The organism is Paenibacillus hebaui (genome assembly GCF_051934385.1).
In the GTDB taxonomy this organism is placed as follows: domain Bacteria; phylum Bacillota; class Bacilli; order Paenibacillales; family Paenibacillaceae; genus Paenibacillus.
The window spans coordinates 1,808,415-1,825,886 of record NZ_CP196836.1; the positions used below are offsets into that span (position 1 = coordinate 1,808,415).

20 protein-coding genes are annotated in these 17,472 nt (G+C 46.0%); 15 read left to right on the forward strand and 5 right to left on the reverse strand.

Annotation, left to right across the window (positions count from 1 at the left end):
• The first annotated feature begins 10 nt into the window (after positions 1-10).
• Together mngB and ACR32F_RS08225 are read left to right on the forward strand one after the other, a co-directional pair.
• Positions 11-2,689 carry a mannosylglycerate hydrolase gene (gene mngB, locus ACR32F_RS08220; protein ID WP_440117850.1) on the forward strand — a complete coding sequence of 893 codons (2,679 nt, stop codon included), beginning with the start codon at positions 11-13 and terminating at the stop codon, positions 2,687-2,689.
• Between the two features lie 116 nt (positions 2,690-2,805).
• Complete coding sequence (locus ACR32F_RS08225; RefSeq protein WP_440117852.1) at positions 2,806-4,773, forward strand: BglG family transcription antiterminator; 1,968 nt, start codon at positions 2,806-2,808, stop codon at positions 4,771-4,773.
• A gap of 108 nt (positions 4,774-4,881) precedes the next feature.
• On the opposite strand, the gene ACR32F_RS08230 is transcribed toward ACR32F_RS08225, so the two are convergent.
• Positions 4,882-5,655: a sporulation protein gene (locus tag ACR32F_RS08230; protein WP_440117854.1), complete on the reverse strand. Its 774-nt coding sequence runs from the start codon at positions 5,653-5,655 to the stop codon at positions 4,882-4,884.
• A 230-nt stretch (positions 5,656-5,885) separates the two neighbouring features.
• On the opposite strand from ACR32F_RS08230, the gene ACR32F_RS08235 reads away from it, so the two are divergent.
• From ACR32F_RS08235 to ACR32F_RS08270, 8 genes are all read left to right on the forward strand, one after another.
• Positions 5,886-6,557 (forward strand): class I SAM-dependent methyltransferase, encoded by a 672-nt coding sequence (locus tag ACR32F_RS08235; RefSeq protein WP_440119738.1) that lies wholly within the window; start codon positions 5,886-5,888, stop codon positions 6,555-6,557.
• Between the two features lie 68 nt (positions 6,558-6,625).
• Complete coding sequence (locus ACR32F_RS08240) at positions 6,626-7,066, forward strand: hypothetical protein (protein WP_440117856.1); 441 nt, start codon at positions 6,626-6,628, stop codon at positions 7,064-7,066.
• A gap of 20 nt (positions 7,067-7,086) precedes the next feature.
• Positions 7,087-7,629 (forward strand): hypothetical protein, encoded by a 543-nt coding sequence (locus tag ACR32F_RS08245; RefSeq protein ID WP_440117858.1) that lies wholly within the window; start codon positions 7,087-7,089, stop codon positions 7,627-7,629.
• Positions 7,630-7,845: 216 nt separating this feature from the next.
• Complete coding sequence (locus ACR32F_RS08250) at positions 7,846-8,370, forward strand: YfiT family bacillithiol transferase (protein WP_440117860.1); 525 nt, start codon at positions 7,846-7,848, stop codon at positions 8,368-8,370.
• 47 nt (positions 8,371-8,417) lie between these two features.
• Positions 8,418-8,924, forward strand: a complete 507-nt coding sequence (locus tag ACR32F_RS08255) for a GNAT family N-acetyltransferase (RefSeq protein ID WP_440117862.1) — start codon at positions 8,418-8,420, stop codon at positions 8,922-8,924.
• Between the two features lie 307 nt (positions 8,925-9,231).
• Positions 9,232-9,912 (forward strand): class I SAM-dependent methyltransferase, encoded by a 681-nt coding sequence (locus tag ACR32F_RS08260; protein ID WP_440119739.1) that lies wholly within the window; start codon positions 9,232-9,234, stop codon positions 9,910-9,912.
• Between the two features lie 74 nt (positions 9,913-9,986).
• Complete coding sequence (locus ACR32F_RS08265; protein ID WP_440117864.1) at positions 9,987-10,727, forward strand: SDR family NAD(P)-dependent oxidoreductase; 741 nt, start codon at positions 9,987-9,989, stop codon at positions 10,725-10,727.
• A gap of 303 nt (positions 10,728-11,030) precedes the next feature.
• Entirely contained in the window at positions 11,031-11,714 is a 684-nt protein-coding gene (locus ACR32F_RS08270; protein ID WP_440117866.1) for a response regulator transcription factor, read from the forward strand.
• A gap of 76 nt (positions 11,715-11,790) precedes the next feature.
• Here ACR32F_RS08270 and ACR32F_RS08275 read toward each other — a convergent pair whose 3' ends face one another.
• The gene (locus ACR32F_RS08275) at positions 11,791-12,150 is read right to left on the reverse strand and encodes a hypothetical protein (RefSeq protein WP_440117868.1); all 360 of its coding nucleotides are present in this window, start codon (positions 12,148-12,150) and stop codon (positions 11,791-11,793) included.
• Between the two features lie 123 nt (positions 12,151-12,273).
• Here ACR32F_RS08275 and ACR32F_RS08280 point away from each other — a divergent pair, with 123 nt between their 5' ends.
• The 5 genes from ACR32F_RS08280 to ACR32F_RS08300 are packed head-to-tail and all read left to right on the forward strand — an operon-like array spanning position 12,274 to position 14,974.
• Positions 12,274-12,822 (forward strand): ClbS/DfsB family four-helix bundle protein, encoded by a 549-nt coding sequence (locus tag ACR32F_RS08280; protein ID WP_440119741.1) that lies wholly within the window; start codon positions 12,274-12,276, stop codon positions 12,820-12,822.
• Positions 12,819-13,367, forward strand: coding sequence for a CDP-diacylglycerol--glycerol-3-phosphate 3-phosphatidyltransferase (gene pgsA / locus ACR32F_RS08285; RefSeq protein ID WP_440117870.1), 549 nt, complete (start codon positions 12,819-12,821; stop codon positions 13,365-13,367). Before ACR32F_RS08280 ends, pgsA begins: the two co-directional genes overlap by 4 nt.
• A 39-nt stretch (positions 13,368-13,406) precedes the next feature.
• Positions 13,407-14,012, forward strand: coding sequence for a hypothetical protein (locus ACR32F_RS08290; protein WP_440117872.1), 606 nt, complete (start codon positions 13,407-13,409; stop codon positions 14,010-14,012).
• 51 nt (positions 14,013-14,063) lie between these two features.
• A complete protein-coding gene (locus tag ACR32F_RS08295) occupies positions 14,064-14,489 on the forward strand; it encodes a GNAT family N-acetyltransferase (RefSeq protein ID WP_440117874.1) in 426 nt (141 codons plus the stop codon).
• A 47-nt stretch (positions 14,490-14,536) separates the two neighbouring features.
• Entirely contained in the window at positions 14,537-14,974 is a 438-nt protein-coding gene (locus ACR32F_RS08300) for a GNAT family N-acetyltransferase (RefSeq protein ID WP_440117876.1), read from the forward strand.
• Positions 14,975-15,124: 150 nt separating this feature from the next.
• On the opposite strand, the gene ACR32F_RS08305 is transcribed toward ACR32F_RS08300, so the two are convergent.
• The 3 genes from ACR32F_RS08305 to ACR32F_RS08315 are packed head-to-tail and all read right to left on the reverse strand — an operon-like array spanning position 15,125 to position 17,371.
• A complete protein-coding gene (locus tag ACR32F_RS08305) occupies positions 15,125-16,579 on the reverse strand; it encodes an erythromycin esterase family protein (protein ID WP_440117878.1) in 1,455 nt (484 codons plus the stop codon).
• A 59-nt stretch (positions 16,580-16,638) separates the two neighbouring features.
• The gene (locus ACR32F_RS08310) at positions 16,639-16,842 is read right to left on the reverse strand and encodes a helix-turn-helix transcriptional regulator (protein WP_175399435.1); all 204 of its coding nucleotides are present in this window, start codon (positions 16,840-16,842) and stop codon (positions 16,639-16,641) included.
• A 22-nt stretch (positions 16,843-16,864) separates the two neighbouring features.
• The gene (locus ACR32F_RS08315) at positions 16,865-17,371 is read right to left on the reverse strand and encodes a DUF6773 family protein (protein WP_440117880.1); all 507 of its coding nucleotides are present in this window, start codon (positions 17,369-17,371) and stop codon (positions 16,865-16,867) included.
• Positions 17,372-17,472: the final 101 nt, after the last annotated feature.

Consider the following 17,472-nt stretch of genomic DNA (forward strand, 5'->3'; position numbering starts at 1 on the left):
ATATAGAGAAATGAGTGAGAGAAACCGTACCAAAGTTCATGTGATTCCACATACACACTGGGACCGGGAATGGTATTTTACGACCTCCCGTTCCAAAGTGTATCTTGTCAAACATGTGAAGGAAGTATTAAACGCACTGGAGCGAATCGACGGGTTCCATTATTACCTGCTGGACGCACAGGGCTCGCTGCTGGATGATTACATTCGCTGGTGTCCCGAGGATGAGGAGCGTATACGCAAACTGGTGACCGCCAAACGGCTGATGACAGGACCCTGGTATACCCAGACAGATCAATTGGTCATTTCCAGTGAATCGATGGTACGAAACTTGTATTATGGGATGAAAACCGCACAAAAGTACGGACATGCGATGAAGGTCGGTTATGTTCCGGATGCGTTCGGGCAATCGGCACAGATGCCGCAGATCTACCGCGAGTTCGGCATTGAGCGTTTTCTGTTCTGGAGGGGCGTCTCTGACAATACGAATCCACATACCGAATTTACGTGGGAAGGATCGGATGGCAGTCGTGTGTTTGCTGTACAGATGCCATTCGGGTATTACTACGGGGGCAACATTCCGGAGAATGAGGAAGATCTGATTCCTTATTTGGAGAAACAGATTGGTGCGCTTGAACGCAAAGCATCCACCAGACATATCTATTTCCCTAACGGGTTCGATCAGGCACCTGTGCGGTTGAATCTGCCGGATTTGATTGAACGGTTCAATGCGCTGGATACAGAACGTGAATATGTGATGAATGAACCGGAACGATTTCTGGCGGAGATCGAAGCGGATAGCACGGATCTGCCTGTCCTGCGGGGTGAATTGATGGAAGCGAAGCATATGCGTATCCACAAGTCCATTTTTTCCACCCGTGCCGATCTCAAGCAGCAGAACAACCGGATTGAGAACCTGATTGCCAATACGCTCGAACCTGTGCTTGCGATTAGCCATTCGCTTGGGCATGAATACCCGCATCGCATTGTTGAGGACATCTGGAAGCTGCTGTTTGAGAATGCGGCACATGACAGCATCGGTGGCTGCAACAGTGATACGACGAATCAGGACGTGGCGTTCCGTTACAAACAGGCGCATGATATCGCACAGAATCTGCTTGATCTGCACATGCGTATGATTGCTTCAACGATTCGGCAGGAGGAGACATTTGCGTTTACCCTGTTCAACACCCTTCCGTATGTGCGAGGTGGGGTTACCGAGATCGAAGCCTATATTCCAGAAGAATCTTTTGTGATTCGGGATACGAGGGGGCGCGAGCTGGCCTATACCATTGTGGGAAAAGCGGACCAGACCGATTATGTGCTTGGACAGCATATCGACCTGAATCCAAGCCGCAAAGTTCATCTGCCGGAACGGGTATATCGTGCGAAGCTATTGGTGGAATTGCAAGAGGTTCCTGCGATGGGCTACACTCAGATTGTTTTTGATTTCAGTCAGGGGGCTGCACCTGTCATTGAACGGCGTAACGGGGACACGATTGAAAATGAACATTTCACCATTGCGCTGCAAGCGAACGGCACCTTGCAAATTACGGACAAGCGATCTGGTCAAGTGTATACGGATCAAATGGTCTTTGAAGATAACGGGGATGACGGTGATTCCTATAATTATTCCCCACCCGAGCGGGATCTGATTGTGTCTTCGGCAGGCAGCCAGATGAGTGCGACGACCACCAAAACGTCCGTTTCCCAGACATTATCCCTGCGTTTCACGCTGGATGTTCCCTATGATCTGGAAGAGCGCGCCGCAGGCATCACGTCGGGTGTATTGCCAATACAGGTGGAGGTATCTCTTCGCAAAGGAGAGAAGCTGATCCGCTTTGAGGTTCAGGTCCAGAATGAGGTGCTCAGTCATCGTCTGCGTGTCCTTTTTGATACAGGAATTGCTTCACCCCTATCCATTGCAGACCAGCCGTTCGGTGTTATTGCTCGTCCAACTTCATTGCCAGAAGTGGAGGTATGGGAGCGTGAACAATGGCAGGAGAAACCGATTACCATTGAAGCGATGCAGAGTTATGCAGGGTTGAATAATGGCTCTTACGGTATGGCTGTCATGACAGAAGGTGTGCGTGAATACGAGATTGTGGGTGAGCAAAAGGATACCATCGCCCTGACCCTGTTCCGTACCTTCGGCTTCATGGGTAAGGAAAACCTGTTGTATCGTCCTGGCCGGGCTTCTGGTGAGAAAATCGTCGCAACGCCAGACGCACAATTGCTCGGCGAGCTTTCCTTCACGTTTGGACTGCATATTCAGTCCTCCGGATTCGACGAAGCGAATGTGGCTCGTGCTGCGCGGGAGTATATGACACCGATCAGCAGTTATCAGCTATGCGACTTTCTGAACGGACGTCTGATCTTTGCATTCCGTGATGAGGAGCGTGTGCTTGAAACCGACTATAGCCTGATGTCGTTCAGCGACGATTCCAACGTGGTGTTAAGCAGCTTCAAGAAAGCAGAGCATACCGAAGGCTATATTGTCCGTGTCTTCAATCCGTATTTGGAGCAGTCTGCGAATGTGAACTTGCAATTCAATCAGCCTGTACATGCACAGCGTGTATCCCTTGCTGAACAACCGCTTGATCCTCAGCAGAGATTAACTGAGGGAGAACAGGTCGTTCGGTTGCCTGAACTCGCGTATTGCAAATTGATGACTGTTCATGTATCGATATAAGTCATAACAGCGATCGGAAGGTTGTTCTGTCATCGAAGTGGCAAGTGTAAATATTCTTTAGTTCAATCTATATAGTGAACTTATAACGATGATCAGAAGGGAGGTCGGATATCGATATGATTTTTCCATACAAACGGTTGAAAAGGCTGTTCCACCTCATTCATGGTGAAGGGCAGGAACAGGCTTGGACGAGCCAGGCACTCGCAGACAGGCTGGAGGTTACCGTGCGTACCATTCGGGATGATCTGAAAAAGCTGGATCACATTCTTGGAGGCCATGGCGGCAAACTTGAGTCCAAGCGTGGACGGGGTTATTCCATCCGTGTACATGATTCGAAGCGGTATGATGAACTGCTGGAGGAACGACAGGATGAGGGACAAGCAGGTGCGCCAGTACCTGGATCACCCGATGAGCGTATACGCTACGAATTGTTCAAGCTGCTTGGGGAACCGGGTCATATCAAGATGGAAGACCTCGCTGATCAGCTGTTTATAAGCCGTGCAACGATGAACAATGATCTGAAAATCATTCGTCAGATTCTGGAGAACTACCAGCTTGAGCTTCGGATCAAGCCAGGACATGGTGTTCAGGTCGTCGGAGATGAGCAAAGGTTTCGTTATTGTCTGGCCGAGTACGCCGATGCGCGAGATGAAGAGCTGGGAACGGAAGGAATGGCTGCTGCACAGGAACGTTTGCTTCATCCCGTAGAACCCGCACGTATCCGTGAGGTGGTCATTCGTCATTTGGGTAACCAGGATGTACGTATTGCCGATGTCGCGCTAAAAGATCTGATCACACATCTGGCCGTTATGGTATTGCGTGTTATGCAGGGACATGAACTGGAAAAATTCGAGAAGGTGGAAGCGAACCAACAGGATGAGCAACTCGCGCAGCGTATTATTCAGGATCTGGAGGCGTTATATTCCATTCATTGTCCAAGTGGAGAACGCGATTATCTGCTGCTGCATATTGTTAGCAAAAAAATGACCGCTACCGATTGGAATGGACTCCAAAGTGACCCGTTATATATTGCTGTCCTGCAGATGCTCGATCATATCTATGATCGATATACCTATGATCTGCGTGATGATGAACGATTGCCGAATGATCTGTATGCACATCTGAAGCCGATGATTACGCGTTTGGAACATGGCATGAATATGCGAAATCCACTGCTGGGACATATACGTAAATATTATCCACTGGCTTATGAGATTACGATCAGTGCTGTGAAACGGCTACAGACATACGTACCTTATGAGATCAATGACAGTGAGATTGGTTATCTGGCTCTTCACATTGGTGCAGCTTTGGAGCGTAAATATCAGATTCCTCATCGCAAACGAAAATCCGTCTTGCTGGTTTGTGGATCAGGATACGGCACAGCCCGCATTCTTGAATCGAGATTACGTTCTTTATTTGCCGAGCTGGAGGTCTCTCGTGTGGTTTCATTGCGGGAGTACGAGGAAATGGGCAGTATACCCGAAGATTTGGTCATCTCCACGATCCGGTTACGTGAGTCCAAAGGCAAGCCGTCCGCTGTGATTGCTGCAATTCCATCGGAACGTGACATGGCAACCATCACCCATCTGGTGCGAACCAGTGATGAGCGGGAGGAAATGACGCTGCTGCGTTACTTTGACCCTGAATTGTTTATGTATCGATCCGATCAGCCTGACAAAAGGACACTTATGGCTGAGATGAGTGGGGCACTGTTGGAGAAGGGAATCGTGACGGATCGGTTCTGGCCAGCTGTGCAGGAGCGAGAAAAGATGGCTTCAACTGCGCTCGGAAAAGGCATGGCCATTCCACATCCCATGGAGCTGAGTTCAACCCGGACGACCGTATCAGTCTGTCTGTTGGAGAAGCCAATTCCGTGGGATGAGGAGAATGAAGTACATGCTGTATTTATGCTATCCATCTGCAAAGAGGATTACGAACAGGCGATGGGTATCTATGATCTGTTTGTAGAATTGATTCGCCAGGAGGAACAACTGGAAAAATTGCGATCCTGTGACAGCTTCGATGCCTTTGCCCAACTTGTATGCGAAACGTTGAGTCTGAAAAGTACCGAGGTGTATTAGCGGCTCAGCTCAGCTCGTTACTATGTGAAACTGACTCAACCCAAAAACCGTCCTCCATCAGACGAATCTGATAGAGGACGGTTTTTATTCGTTTACATAGACTATAGATTAGATATGCTTAGAAATGACTTCTTCCAGTCCTTGAGCGACAGAATGTGCGCCACGCTCCAGATGTCGATCATACAGATGCAGTCGGACGAAACTTTCATCCGTACCCATCGCTTCCGAAAACATACCACTGAGTCCGCGTGCGCGGCGGTCGATCTGTAATAACAGCTCCAGCGAATCGCCCATCGGATAGAACATGACTTCGAGCTCATCCAAATAGCCGCGGAACTTGCTTGTTGGCACAAATTCGAATTCCTGTACAAAGGGAAGATTACCGCCTAGCTTCGGAGCATAGTCGTTGGTCACTTCACGCAGTTTGAAGCCCAGGATATCGATCGCATCCAGCACGGTGTTCATGTCTTTAGTGGGAACGACATGCAGTCTATCCTTGTCCGAGGGGTCTACAGCGCTGGAGATATCCAGGCCAGTCTCCACCCACACCTCTGCACGGTGTAGCGTAATCGGCAGATTTTCTGGCAGGTCAAATGAGAATGACTTCTCCAGTTTGGCCCTAGGCTGTAATGTAAAACCTTCAGTGAGCAAATATTTGGCTACAACCGCTGTTTCTTTTACTTTGCGGTCATCATGCTCCCGTATGTAATGGGTTTTAATGGTAAGATAGATTCGTTCTACGTTCTGTTCCACATCTCCACCCTCAATGTACACGATCCCCGAGATGATTCCTCCAGGCGTGACCTCTGGTGTATGCAATTCCGTATTTACTTTGGCGGCTCCAACCCCTACACTGGCTAACATTTTCTTGAAAAATGACATGCGCTCAACCTCCACATTCGATTGGTTTATCCAAGGAAAAAAATACGACTTCGACCTTAATACGGAGCCCGGGAGAGAAGCGTTTCAAATTTTAACAAGCACAAGTTGTGAATGAATAAAATTCTTTTGAAAAGAAAAAAGTTAACCTGTGGAACAGGAGAATCGACTTGCGCGTGTCGAATGTTGTTTAATAATATGGGATTTTCTTCTGGGAGGGATATCTGTTGGGCATGGAATGGTATGACATGATTGCTAGGCGTAACGGAGGATACAAGGGCAGGTCTGTATTTACCCTGGAAGGCAATTCGGCAGAAGAGGTGTTTGAAGCGCGCTTGGTGCAATTACTACCTCAGTATACATCCGTGCTTGATGCAGGCTGTGGAGATGGTGAGTTTACGATGAAAATGTCGGCATATACGGCTCATATTACGGGTTTCGACAACTCGGAGGAACTGCTGCGTATCGCCAAGGCAGGGCTAGATAACAGTGACGTCAGGAATGTTGAATTTGTCTGCGCCTCAACCAAAACAGATATGCCATTTGAAGACGAACAGTTTGACCTGATCTATGACCGCAGAGGGCCTACGTCCATTATTGAACATGGGAGATTGCTGCGAAAGGGTGGCGTAATCTTTGGCATTCATACCGATGTAAGCAAGGTACAAGAAAGGCTGTTTGCTAATGATTATGAAAACATCGAGATTGAGGAATTCAACGAGGCTTTAATGGTTTTCTCTAATGAAAAAGAGTTCGCTCTCTTTCTTTCCGATATTCCCGGCAACCCGGATTTCACAAGGCCTGAGTACCATGAACAGCTGCAAGTGAAGCTGAAGGAAAATCAGATAAATGGCAGACTTGCTGTGCGTGAGCACAAATATATCTGGAAAGCTGTAAGGAGTTAAAGAGAGATTACACATTTGAATGCCTGCTTTCGTTCCTTCGTATGTATAGACCGGGAGGGTATAATGGTTTGGATAGAGAAACTTTAGAACGAAATTTAGGACCTGATAACGTAATTACCAACTTCGAGCAGATGGCTAATGGGGAACGGAAATACAAGATGGTTTCAGAGGATGGCAGTTATTATTGCAGAACGGTAGCTTCACATCAGGGAGCGTGGCAGAATAGTCATTTTCATAACAATGTAACCGAGTTCTATGTTGTACAGTCTGGTTGGGTCGCTTATGCGAATTTTGCGAGTGATCAGACTCTTGAGATCAGAGTTATGCGTGAAGGAGAGCACATCATTGTGCATCCAGGAGCACACCATAATTTATATATGTCAGCCAATAGTGTTATCCATACGATTAAATATGGTTTGAATACACATAGTGATTGGTCTGCTTCTCCGGAATTGGACAGAGTTACACAGACACTCATTGAGAGTGAATTACTTCAGACTTACGGTTAATCAGCTTGGGGGTTGAATACATGCGTAGAAACACGATATTTTGGCTGACTGGCATTGCAATTGTTATTGTAGCGGTGTTCATTGTATTTAATAATCTGGCTCCAAGTGTTACAGAGCAGGATGTTAGCATAAAAGGTACAATTCGGCAGACAGCTGCGGATGAATACGAGGTACAGTTACATATTATACGTACAAAAGAAGAGAAGGGCCAGCACACCGTATATCCCGTTGTACCTGGTTGGGGTTCAATATCTTTTAATGACAAACAGGATAACCGATTTATTTGGCCCACTTCCGTCGGCAGTACAGGTGCGATGGAAGAAATTCTTCGTCAAGCGTTACAGGGTCAGTCATCAACGACGATTACTGAATTTAAAGGATTCTCTATACCCGATGCGGTGGGGACCTACAAGATGCGTTTCACCATTCATCCTTTGGGTGAGGAAGCAGAACCGATTCGGATACCCATGATCTATTATGTTCATCAGGAAAAGGTGCTAGGGAAGGACCTGAGCTGGGTCTCAGGAGAGCCACTTGAAATATTGGAGGAGTACGCAGAGTGATGTTAATCTTTCAATGGAATGAAATTACGGTACGTTTATTGGATAAAAAAGATGAGCAGCACCTTGTCCAATGGTTGTCTGACCCAACTGTGCTTCAGTATTACGAGGGCCGTGCATGAGCTGCATGAAGGACAGAATAGAGACTGCTGGCTGATGGAGTATGCCCCGTAGGCAATCGGTTGTGTTACATTACATCTTAACAAGGAGGAATGATCGATGGATTTGAGATACCCAATTGGAACATTTGAACATACTGGCGAGGTTACATTGGAACTACGGAAGCAGTGGATTCAGGATATTGCCGAGTTGCCGGAGCGCGCGCGAGAAGCAGTAAAGGGATTAAGTGAAGATCAATTAAGACTGCCCTACCGGGAAGGTGGTTGGACGATCAAACAGGTTATTCATCATATGGCAGATAGCCACATGAACAGCATGGTTCGTTTCAAGCTGGCATTGACGGAGGATAACCCTACGATCAGACCGTATTACGAAGAGCGGTGGGCTGAACTGAGTGATTCGCGTGAGCTGGACGTCGAGTTTTCGCTGCAAATCCTGGATGCGTTACATCGTCGTTGGGTAGCACTTTTAAACACATTAACGGATGCAGATTATGCCAAAACCTTTTATCATCCCGCATCGAAAGAAACGACCAGACTGGATTATAATCTGGGTGTGTACTCCTGGCACGGCAGACATCATGTTGCCCATATTACGTCGCTTCGAAGCAGATTGGGAATCTAGTAAGGATTTAAACAAATATTGAATGTCATATTAAGGAGAATACATCGATGAACATACATATCAGGCTTTTAAACGAGAGTGATCCTGCCGTAATCTCGCAGGCGTTTCAGGAACAGGGGTGGAAGAAATCCGCAGAGCAGTATATTCACTATCTAGCAGAACAGCAGAATGGTGCACGGGTAACGCTGGTAGCGGAGCTCAATGGAGCTTTTGCCGGATACGTGAATGTATTGTGGAATTCGTATTACCCATCGTTTAGGGAACAAGGCATTCCCGAAATCAATGATTTCAATGTGCTGATTAAGTATCAGCGCCAGGGAATCGGATCGCGGTTGATGGACCGGGCAGAGGAAGTTATTCAAGAGCGAACGGATACAGCGGGAATTGGTGTTGGGGTATTTTCCGATTATGGCAAAGCTCAAATTCTGTATGCCCATCGCGGATATATTCCTGACGGTAAGGGCATTCACAAGCATGATCGTTACATCCAGCCAGGGGATGAGACGATCATCGATGATGATGTGGTGCTGTATCTTACGAAGAAGTTAAGCTGATTCAAATCTGAATAGAGATGACTATAACGACGTCTGGGAGAAAGAGATTTCTTTCTTCTGAACGTCGTTTTTCAACATGTAAATCAGGCCGTTTTTGGCTCGAATTATACAAGAAAAATAGAGTTATTTTGGGTGAAAATGTTATAATAGATGGAAGTTCATTGCGCGCAAAAACCGTGATGAAGCGAGCGATTGATATGCGCAGAGATCGAACGAGAGAGTAGGAATGTACTAGATACTTTGTATACATACAAGGAGGAATACGACTTTGGAGAAGACGATCAAAAATGTCCAGGATCTATATGACATGCTTGATGCCGAGTTCAGATCAGCAAAGCAATTTTGGGAGCCTTTCTACGAGGATCGGGACCGACCGATCCCCTTTTTTCCAAACAAGCCGGATGAAAATCTGGTCGCGTATGTAGACTCAGGTGTATTATCTGGGGGTAAGGCATTGGAGCTGGGTTGTGGCCCGGGAAGAAATGCATTGTATCTGGCACGACAGGGTTATGAGGTGGATGCTTATGATCTTTCGGAGACGGCCATTGCCTGGGCTAAGGAAAGAGCAGCGGAAGAACAGCTTGACGTGAATTTTGAATGCAAATCGGTGTTTGAACTTGCGCCACAGGAAAAGTACGATCTCGTCTATGATTCGGGCTGTCTTCACCATCTGCTGCCCCATCAGCGAATTCCCTACATACAGATGATTCACAACGCACTCAAGCCTGGAGGGTATTTTGGGATGACCTGCTTTGCGCCAGGCTTTGGCGGTCAAGGTGGACCGGAGAGCGTTATGGACGATTGGGAGGTATATCGTGAGAAGTCGATGAAAGGCGGTCTCGCCTTTACGGAGGAGAAGCTTCGCTATTTGTTTGGAGATGTATTTGAATGTGTGGAGCTGCGCCCGATGAAAGCGATGGGTCAGAATGAGAACTGTTTTGGCTTGCCCATTTTGTGGGTGACCTTGTGGAGAAAACTCAACGTGTAGACCTGGATTCATAGGGTCTCATAGGCTTGACGTTTAACCAATCTTGCACGGAGTGAGAGAAAGGCAGGTAGAATATGGGGAACAGACACTTTATCATCACAGGTACATCCAAGGGAATTGGAAAACAGCTCGCGGAATTGTTATTGGAAAAGGGAGATCATGTCTACGGCATTGCACGCGGAGCGTCTGACTTGGAGGAGACTTACGAGCGATATAAGCATGTCCAGTTTGATCTTGCAGACATCCATAGCATCGACGATCTTGTTTCAGGAATATTGAAGCAGATTCCGCTGCAGGAAGTAGAATTCATCGGGCTCATCAACAATGCAGCCATGCTTGAACCGTTGAAACCGATAGATCAGTGCATCGCGGAGGAGATTAGCCTTAATCTGAATATCAGTTTGGCAGCGCCCATGATCCTGACTGCATCTTTTATACAATATACCAACCACCTGACCGCACGGAGAAAAATAATGAATGTGTCCTCCGGTTCGGGCAGTTATCCGGCGCCTTCGATGGCAACATACTGTACGTCCAAAGCCGGGATAAACATGTTCACCCAATGTGTAGCGATGGAACAATCCGGGCAGCCAAACCCGGTGGAGGTCATTGCATTCGATCCAGGGATGGTGGATACGGAGCTACAGGCTGTGGCAAGAGGCAAGAGTGCAGAGGAATTTGCATTGTCCGGGGTATTCGGTCAGGTATATGAAGCAGGCCAATTAAGATCGCCACAGGATGTCGCAAAGCAACTGATCGAACGGATGGAAGAAATCAGTGATACAAGCATGGTCCTCCATACTATGGAGGGATAACAGATTAACAGTTATAAACGTTTAGATTCATCTAAATTGGTAAGAGATTATGGATTTTACTTTGCCACAACAATTTGTATTGTTCTATTAACAGCGGCAGTAGTGGAAGAGACGGAATAGATTCTGAAGAAGCGGTAGCGTTCGCCTTTGTCACCTAATTTTTACATTTAATAGATTTAATAAAGGAAATTTGGGGGCAACAGCGATCGGAAGAACGATCCGTATCTGGAACGGTCCCCCGTAGATTGTCAAACAATATGCTTGGGGCAGTGCCCAAGAAGAACAGAAATGTGGTGGCGAAACATGTTTAAAATTATGCTCATTGAAGACGATGAATCGTTATTCAGTGAAATCAAAGAACGGTTATCTCAGTGGTCATATGATGTGTATGGTGTACAGGACTTTGGCAAGGTGTTGCAGGAGTACAGTATGATTCAGCCCCAGCTGGTCATTATTGATATTCAGCTTCCCCAATATGACGGGTTTCACTGGTGCCGGATTATCCGTGCTCATTCCAACGTGCCGATTTTTTTTCTGTCCTCACGGGATCATCCTACGGATATGGTCATGTCGATGCAGTTGGGCGCGGATGATTTCATCCTGAAGCCCTTTCATTTCGACGTCCTGATTGCCAAAATACAAGCGACCCTGCGCAGGGTGTACAACTACAACACAGAGCGAATTGAAACCTGGCGCGGGGCAACCATTGAATACGTGAAAAATACACTCACTTGTGGGGATGAATCTGCCCTTTTGACCCAAAATGAGATGTTCATTCTCAAAGTGCTGGTAGAGCATAAAAATCAGATTGTCACCCGCGAAGACCTCATACGGAGTTTATGGGATCATGAGCATTTTGTGAGTGATAACACGCTGACGGTTAATGTCAATCGGCTCTGCAAGAAGCTTGAACCCCTTGGACTGGATAACTATATTGAAACCAAAGTTGGTCAGGGATATATGGCAACAGAAGAGGAGGAAGCATGATTGGCAAGTACATCCGGGAAAAGCTCAGTTGGCTATTTTTACTTGTAAGCATGCAGCTCATCATGTTATTTGTGGCCTATATCGACACGTCCATTTCATTCCGGTCTATAACGTATATCGTTGTGCTGAATGTGGTGGTATGCATCGTTTTTATCTGGGCGAGATATCCAAGAGCCCCGTTTCTACAAAAAATTAACCATCTGGGATCGTACCTATAATTCGGGGGATTTGGAGATCGCTGAAAGCCCTCATGAATCCAGGCCAACATCTCATCCTTCTCCTGCTCCAGCAAAATAAAATGAGACGAAGACTCCTTCCGATAATGTTCAGTCTGAGAAGTCAAGGCATGCTGTTGATCGAGCAGTTGGTGAATTCGCAGCCATTCATACGTCATTTGCCCGACTTCGTCTGGTTTCAGATCGATGTTATCTACCATCCTGTCACTTACTACACTTCACGTTTGTGGAAAAAAAGGAGGATCATGGAACTGGGTCGAAATGATGATAGAGTCAATGAATCTGATTCATGTATAACGATGAAACGAGAGGAGTGGAGTAACATGCCTGGAGTTCTCTATGCATCGAAGAAAGAGTTAAGTGAGACGATTCGAAGCACATATCTATTGTTTGAGGGCGAATTCAATGACATCCATAACAGCAACAAAGATAAACGGGTTGAAGGTGTGGATAAGACGCCTGCCCAGATAATCGCCTACCAGTTGGGATGGATGAACCTCGTGTTGGACTGGGAGCGAAATGAGAAGTTGGGACATGAATGTGTTATGCCTGCTCCCGGATATAAATGGAACCAGCTGGGGCCATTAAATGAATCTTTTTACGAAAAGTATTCAGACTATACTCTGGAAGAGCTGCGCTCTTTGTTCCAGGAGACAGAACAGCAGTGGCAGAACTGGATTGACTCGCTTAGCGATGAGGAGTTATTCGTACAAGGGGTGAGACAGTGGACCGGAACCAAGCCAGGATGGGCTATGGTGAAGTGGATTCAGATTAATTCGGTAGCTCCGTTTAAATCTTTTCGTGCCAAGATTCGTAAATGGAAAAAGGTGCAGTTAGCCAGCATGGATGCGAAGAGTGAAGCGATCGAATGAATCTGAATCTGGCGAACCAAATTACTTTGGCTAGAATTGCGTTGATTCCTGTGTTTATGGTGTGTTTTTGGAATCAGCAGAGCGTGATGCTTGCAGTTATCATTTTTGCAGTAGCGGCGGGTACAGATAAGCTGGATGGATATGTGGCGAGAAAATATAATCAGGTCACGAATCTGGGAAAGCTGCTTGATCCGCTGGCAGATAAACTGTTAATTGCGGTAGCGCTGATTATGATGGTTCAGGAGAACTTAATCAATTCGTGGATTGCTGTGATCATCATTGGACGTGAAATTGTTATTACAGCGTTACGGATGGTAGCGACGGAGCAGGGGATCGCACTCGCAGCTGATCGATATGGCAAGATCAAAATGGTGCTCCAGGTTGCTGCAATCCTCACAATATTGCTCAACAATTATCCATTTCATCTACTAACCGATATACGGGTGGATATAGCCTTACTATGGGTTGCAACGGGCGTTACTCTTTTATCCGGGTTGAATTACATATGGGCGAACTATAGAATGCTTCGATTGGGAGTAAAGTAGGCTAAAACTAGTCATTATTGTCAGGGTGAAGGAGGCGTAATGCAACTGATTAAAGCTAAAGTTTTCCTGGTTAAACCAGGATCATTCATTGAAGAGGAAACAGGGATAAATAATTGGCTGGTTGCCGTGACACAAAGGCCGGAAGTTCGGTATGCAGATGTAAATGATCGTGAACTGGTTGAACAGTTGATGATGAGTGGCAAATTTGGTCTGGACTACCTTCAGATGGCTATTCATGTGACTGATGATAGTGGACAACCACTGATCGGATATGAGGTCCCAAGTGGCTTGAATATATGGCAGGATTATCTGCGAGCTATTCGCAAGTTGATGGAGCAGGGAAAAGCCTGTGTGAGTTACGGAGCTGATCCTTATTTGCTTGAGATGGAGCAGTTGGCAAATGGACAATTAAGATGTGCTATTCGTTTGGAGTTGGTTCCTCAGGATATACTGACTCAGTTCATTACAGCTGAGAAGGCGTTTTTGTTGGAGCTATTGAGAGCTGTAGAATTTCTATGGAGCAAGTTGTTGGGTGAGTACCAAACACAGAGTGAGCTTGATATATCCAAAACGATACATGAGGGTCAAGATATATTTATAGAGATTGAATCCTTGCGTAAATGGTTGCTTCAGTTATCGGAATAGTTTTTCGTATATAAGGTTATGGAATGAAGAGATCATCGAGAGGAGAATACGATGCCTAAGGGAAACATAAGCCCAAGTACTGTGGAGGATTCGGCGTATGTTCGCCAGCAATTAGTATCGTATAACGCGGCACATGTGAGCGATGAATTGAAGAATCGGTATGAGGAAATGAATTATAATATCAAAAATGAAGCTGGAGAGATCGTTGCGGGAGTGCTCAGCACACTATGCTGGAACTGGGTAGAACTCGATATCCTTTGGGTCGACTCCAAGCAACGACATCAGGGCTACGGCTCCCAGTTGCTGTGTGAAGTCGAACGTCTTGCGCGCGAGAAGCACTGTGATTTTGTCATGCTGAACACCTTCTCCTACCAGGCACCAGAATTCTATAAGAAGCATGGATACCAACTGATTACAACCATCGAGAATGCACCAACCGGACATCATCATTACTATTTCAAGAAAAATCTCACTTAAGATAGAATATAGAGTGCCATACAAGAGAGAATTCAGGGGGATATGTCATGGTTACAATCAAGGCCATAGAACTACAGGATCTGTCAGCTTTAAGCAAACTGTATAATGAGTTGATGGGGACACCAACCAATGAACTGCAAATGCAGAAGATGTTCCAGCACATTCAGCAAAATGGACACTACCATGTACTTGGTGCATTTTACAACGGGAAACTGGTCGGTTCCGTTATGGGCATTGAATGCATGGATCTGGTGGGTCAATGCAAACCGTTCATGGTTGTGGAGAATGTGATTGTGTCGGATCAGGTACGCAGGCAGGGCATCGGGCAGAAGTTGATGCTTCAGATAGAGCATATTGCGAAAGATCTTGGATGTGAGTACATGATTCTGGTGTCTGGCGATCAGCGCAAGGAAGCACATAGGTTCTATGAGAAGCTGGGTTTCAAGGATGAGAAGGTTCAGGGTTACCGGAAGCATTTTAATTGACATATCTTTCTGTTTTTGTGACCGAGAACAGGGATGGTTATTAGGTATCATGTTTGACGTGAGAGTTCTGGGGCGATCGATCGGGGAAGTAGACATGTGAAATGTAAAATACAAAAAGAGAGCTGGCAGCTCTCTTTTTGTATTTTGTATTTATTCCTTACTTGGTTCTTTGGAACCGGATGAGAATGATCGGATATATTGCGGTGGATGAACATCATCAATCATTAAAATGCCGTCATACTGATCACGTGGGACTAAACTCTCAGGGTATATGCCCCAGCTGTATGCAAATCGTGGTTCGAACATCCAGGAGTTTCCTGTTTCTCTGCTCTGATACCGCATATCCAAGAAGCTGTACTTTGCATTTGTCGCTGACATAATTCCTTCAACGGAGCCGGGTTCCGCTGGCTCAACGACATGAAGTTCGCCGGAATTATCAGCCGTTTGACCACTGGATGCATACAATCCAAGAACATAACTGGATTGCTTCATTTCCTTCGAAAGTTTTTCTCCCATGAGGGCTATTGGATAGGGTGAGCCCATCACTTTGCTTTGGGCTTTGCGGATGTGATCATTATGTCCCCATACGATGAACTTTTCGTTTGGATATACTTCGGTAGCGAGCCACATGAGATTGTCATGCATCGCTTGATCGCGCCACTCCATTGAATCAATAAACGACTCCATTTTGCCTTCATTTATTTCAGTCATTGAACGGATCGAAAGATCGACATATTCCCTCGCTACACGAATTCGATCATTGAGGCTTCGCTCCAGCAGCATGGAAAGTTTCGGCTGATTCGGGTATTCTTTTTGCAGATAAGTCTGGTTCGCTTCGGATTTCAGGGATTGTAGGACATCTTTGTATACCTGGATGATCTCATTTTTCTCAGCGCGGTAGGCCTTCAGGTCTGTTCCGGCGGAGAATTCGGACAGCTTTTGTTCCGTTTGTGCAAGGCGCTTGGCGAGTTTTTTATCCTTCAGCCAGTTACCGTCCAACAACGGGAATTGCAGCTGCATATCGAAACCGGTCAGGATCAGAGGCTGTTCAGTTTGTGCGTTTGTTTTGAGATAATCGAACAAGGGCGTGATTTCCTTTGACCACCAGACGCCGAAGATGGAGTTTTTCATCGTTTGCTCCGGACTTTGCTGTGCTATCGTGGCATTAGCCAGCGATGTGTTGGAGAGACCGCTTTCAAAGGCAAGAACATTGTATCCCATTTCCTGATGCAAAAACTGTATCAGTCGGGTCTTCGCCAAGTTAAATTCGGCAACCCCATGGGAGCTTTCACCCAGAAATACAATTCGTTTGTCATGCAGCAGAGGCTTCAGCATATTCAGATCCGAAAATGAATCGCGCTCCTGACCTGTCTTCACAGGCTGTATGCTGTCCAGTCGATACGCATGATCTTTGGCCCATTCGTTCCACTCCGCAATTTTCTCATCCGATGTTTTTGCGGATTGCACTTGGGTGACCTGACCCTGTATGGTCTCCATGGTGGATGCTGCTGCACCAGCATGCCCTGTTGGATAGAGCGAACTCACCAGTATGGCTGTAGTCAGTGCAAGTACAGCACCCGTTTTTCTTTTCCTGAAATAAATCAAAATATTTCCTCCTCATCATGTGCGTGATCATAAATGATTTAGTATTGGAACCATCCGGCTTATGTCTGCTCTTCGTCCCAGAACAGGTCATTCAGAGTTCTTGAGAGCGCCTTGCATATGGCAATACATAAGCTAAGGGACGGGTTATACTTTCCCAGTTCTATGAGACCAATGGTTTGCCTCGAAACACCAACGATCCGTGCCAGATCGTCTTGCGATAGATCCTTTTCTACCCGGGCGACTTTTAATCGTATATTTTTCATGCCTTTCACCCTTGTGTCCTTTCTATGAATCCCACTGATCTTTACGAGCCGCTTTTTGACTCGCCTTGTTTGCAAAGTGATGAACGATGACATTGAATCCCGCAAAGAACGGGATGTAAAGAAGTAGTGAAATAGTAAATACGAGGAAGAAATACCACCACTTCTCATGCGCCGTTTCGGCAAACAAAACGGAACTTCTTATGCCCATGAACAAGGCAATTGAAATACCGATAATTAGACCCGTGATCATGCTGCGCAGGTTATATGAAATTTTACTGGTCTGGTCATGGACTTCAACTTCATCCGAATAAATGCCCAGCATGATGGAACGAACTCCGAAATAGATACTTCCTGCGAGAAGGACGATCACTTCCGTCAGCATGGAGTAAGTTTCCCAATTGAGAAAGCTTTTGATCATGATGGAGATGCCGCAGATCCACATGATTAAACTGTAAGCTTCCTTGTATACCTTGTTTTTCAGATTGACGATACGCTCATCCTGATTGCCGTTTTTTTTGAACCATTTCATGGTGACCTCTCCTTCATAGAGATGTGTAAAATGTGGGAAATATTTCTTATTCTTGCTTCATGATAATACTATTCAAGTCTTTTTGCAATATATATATGTCA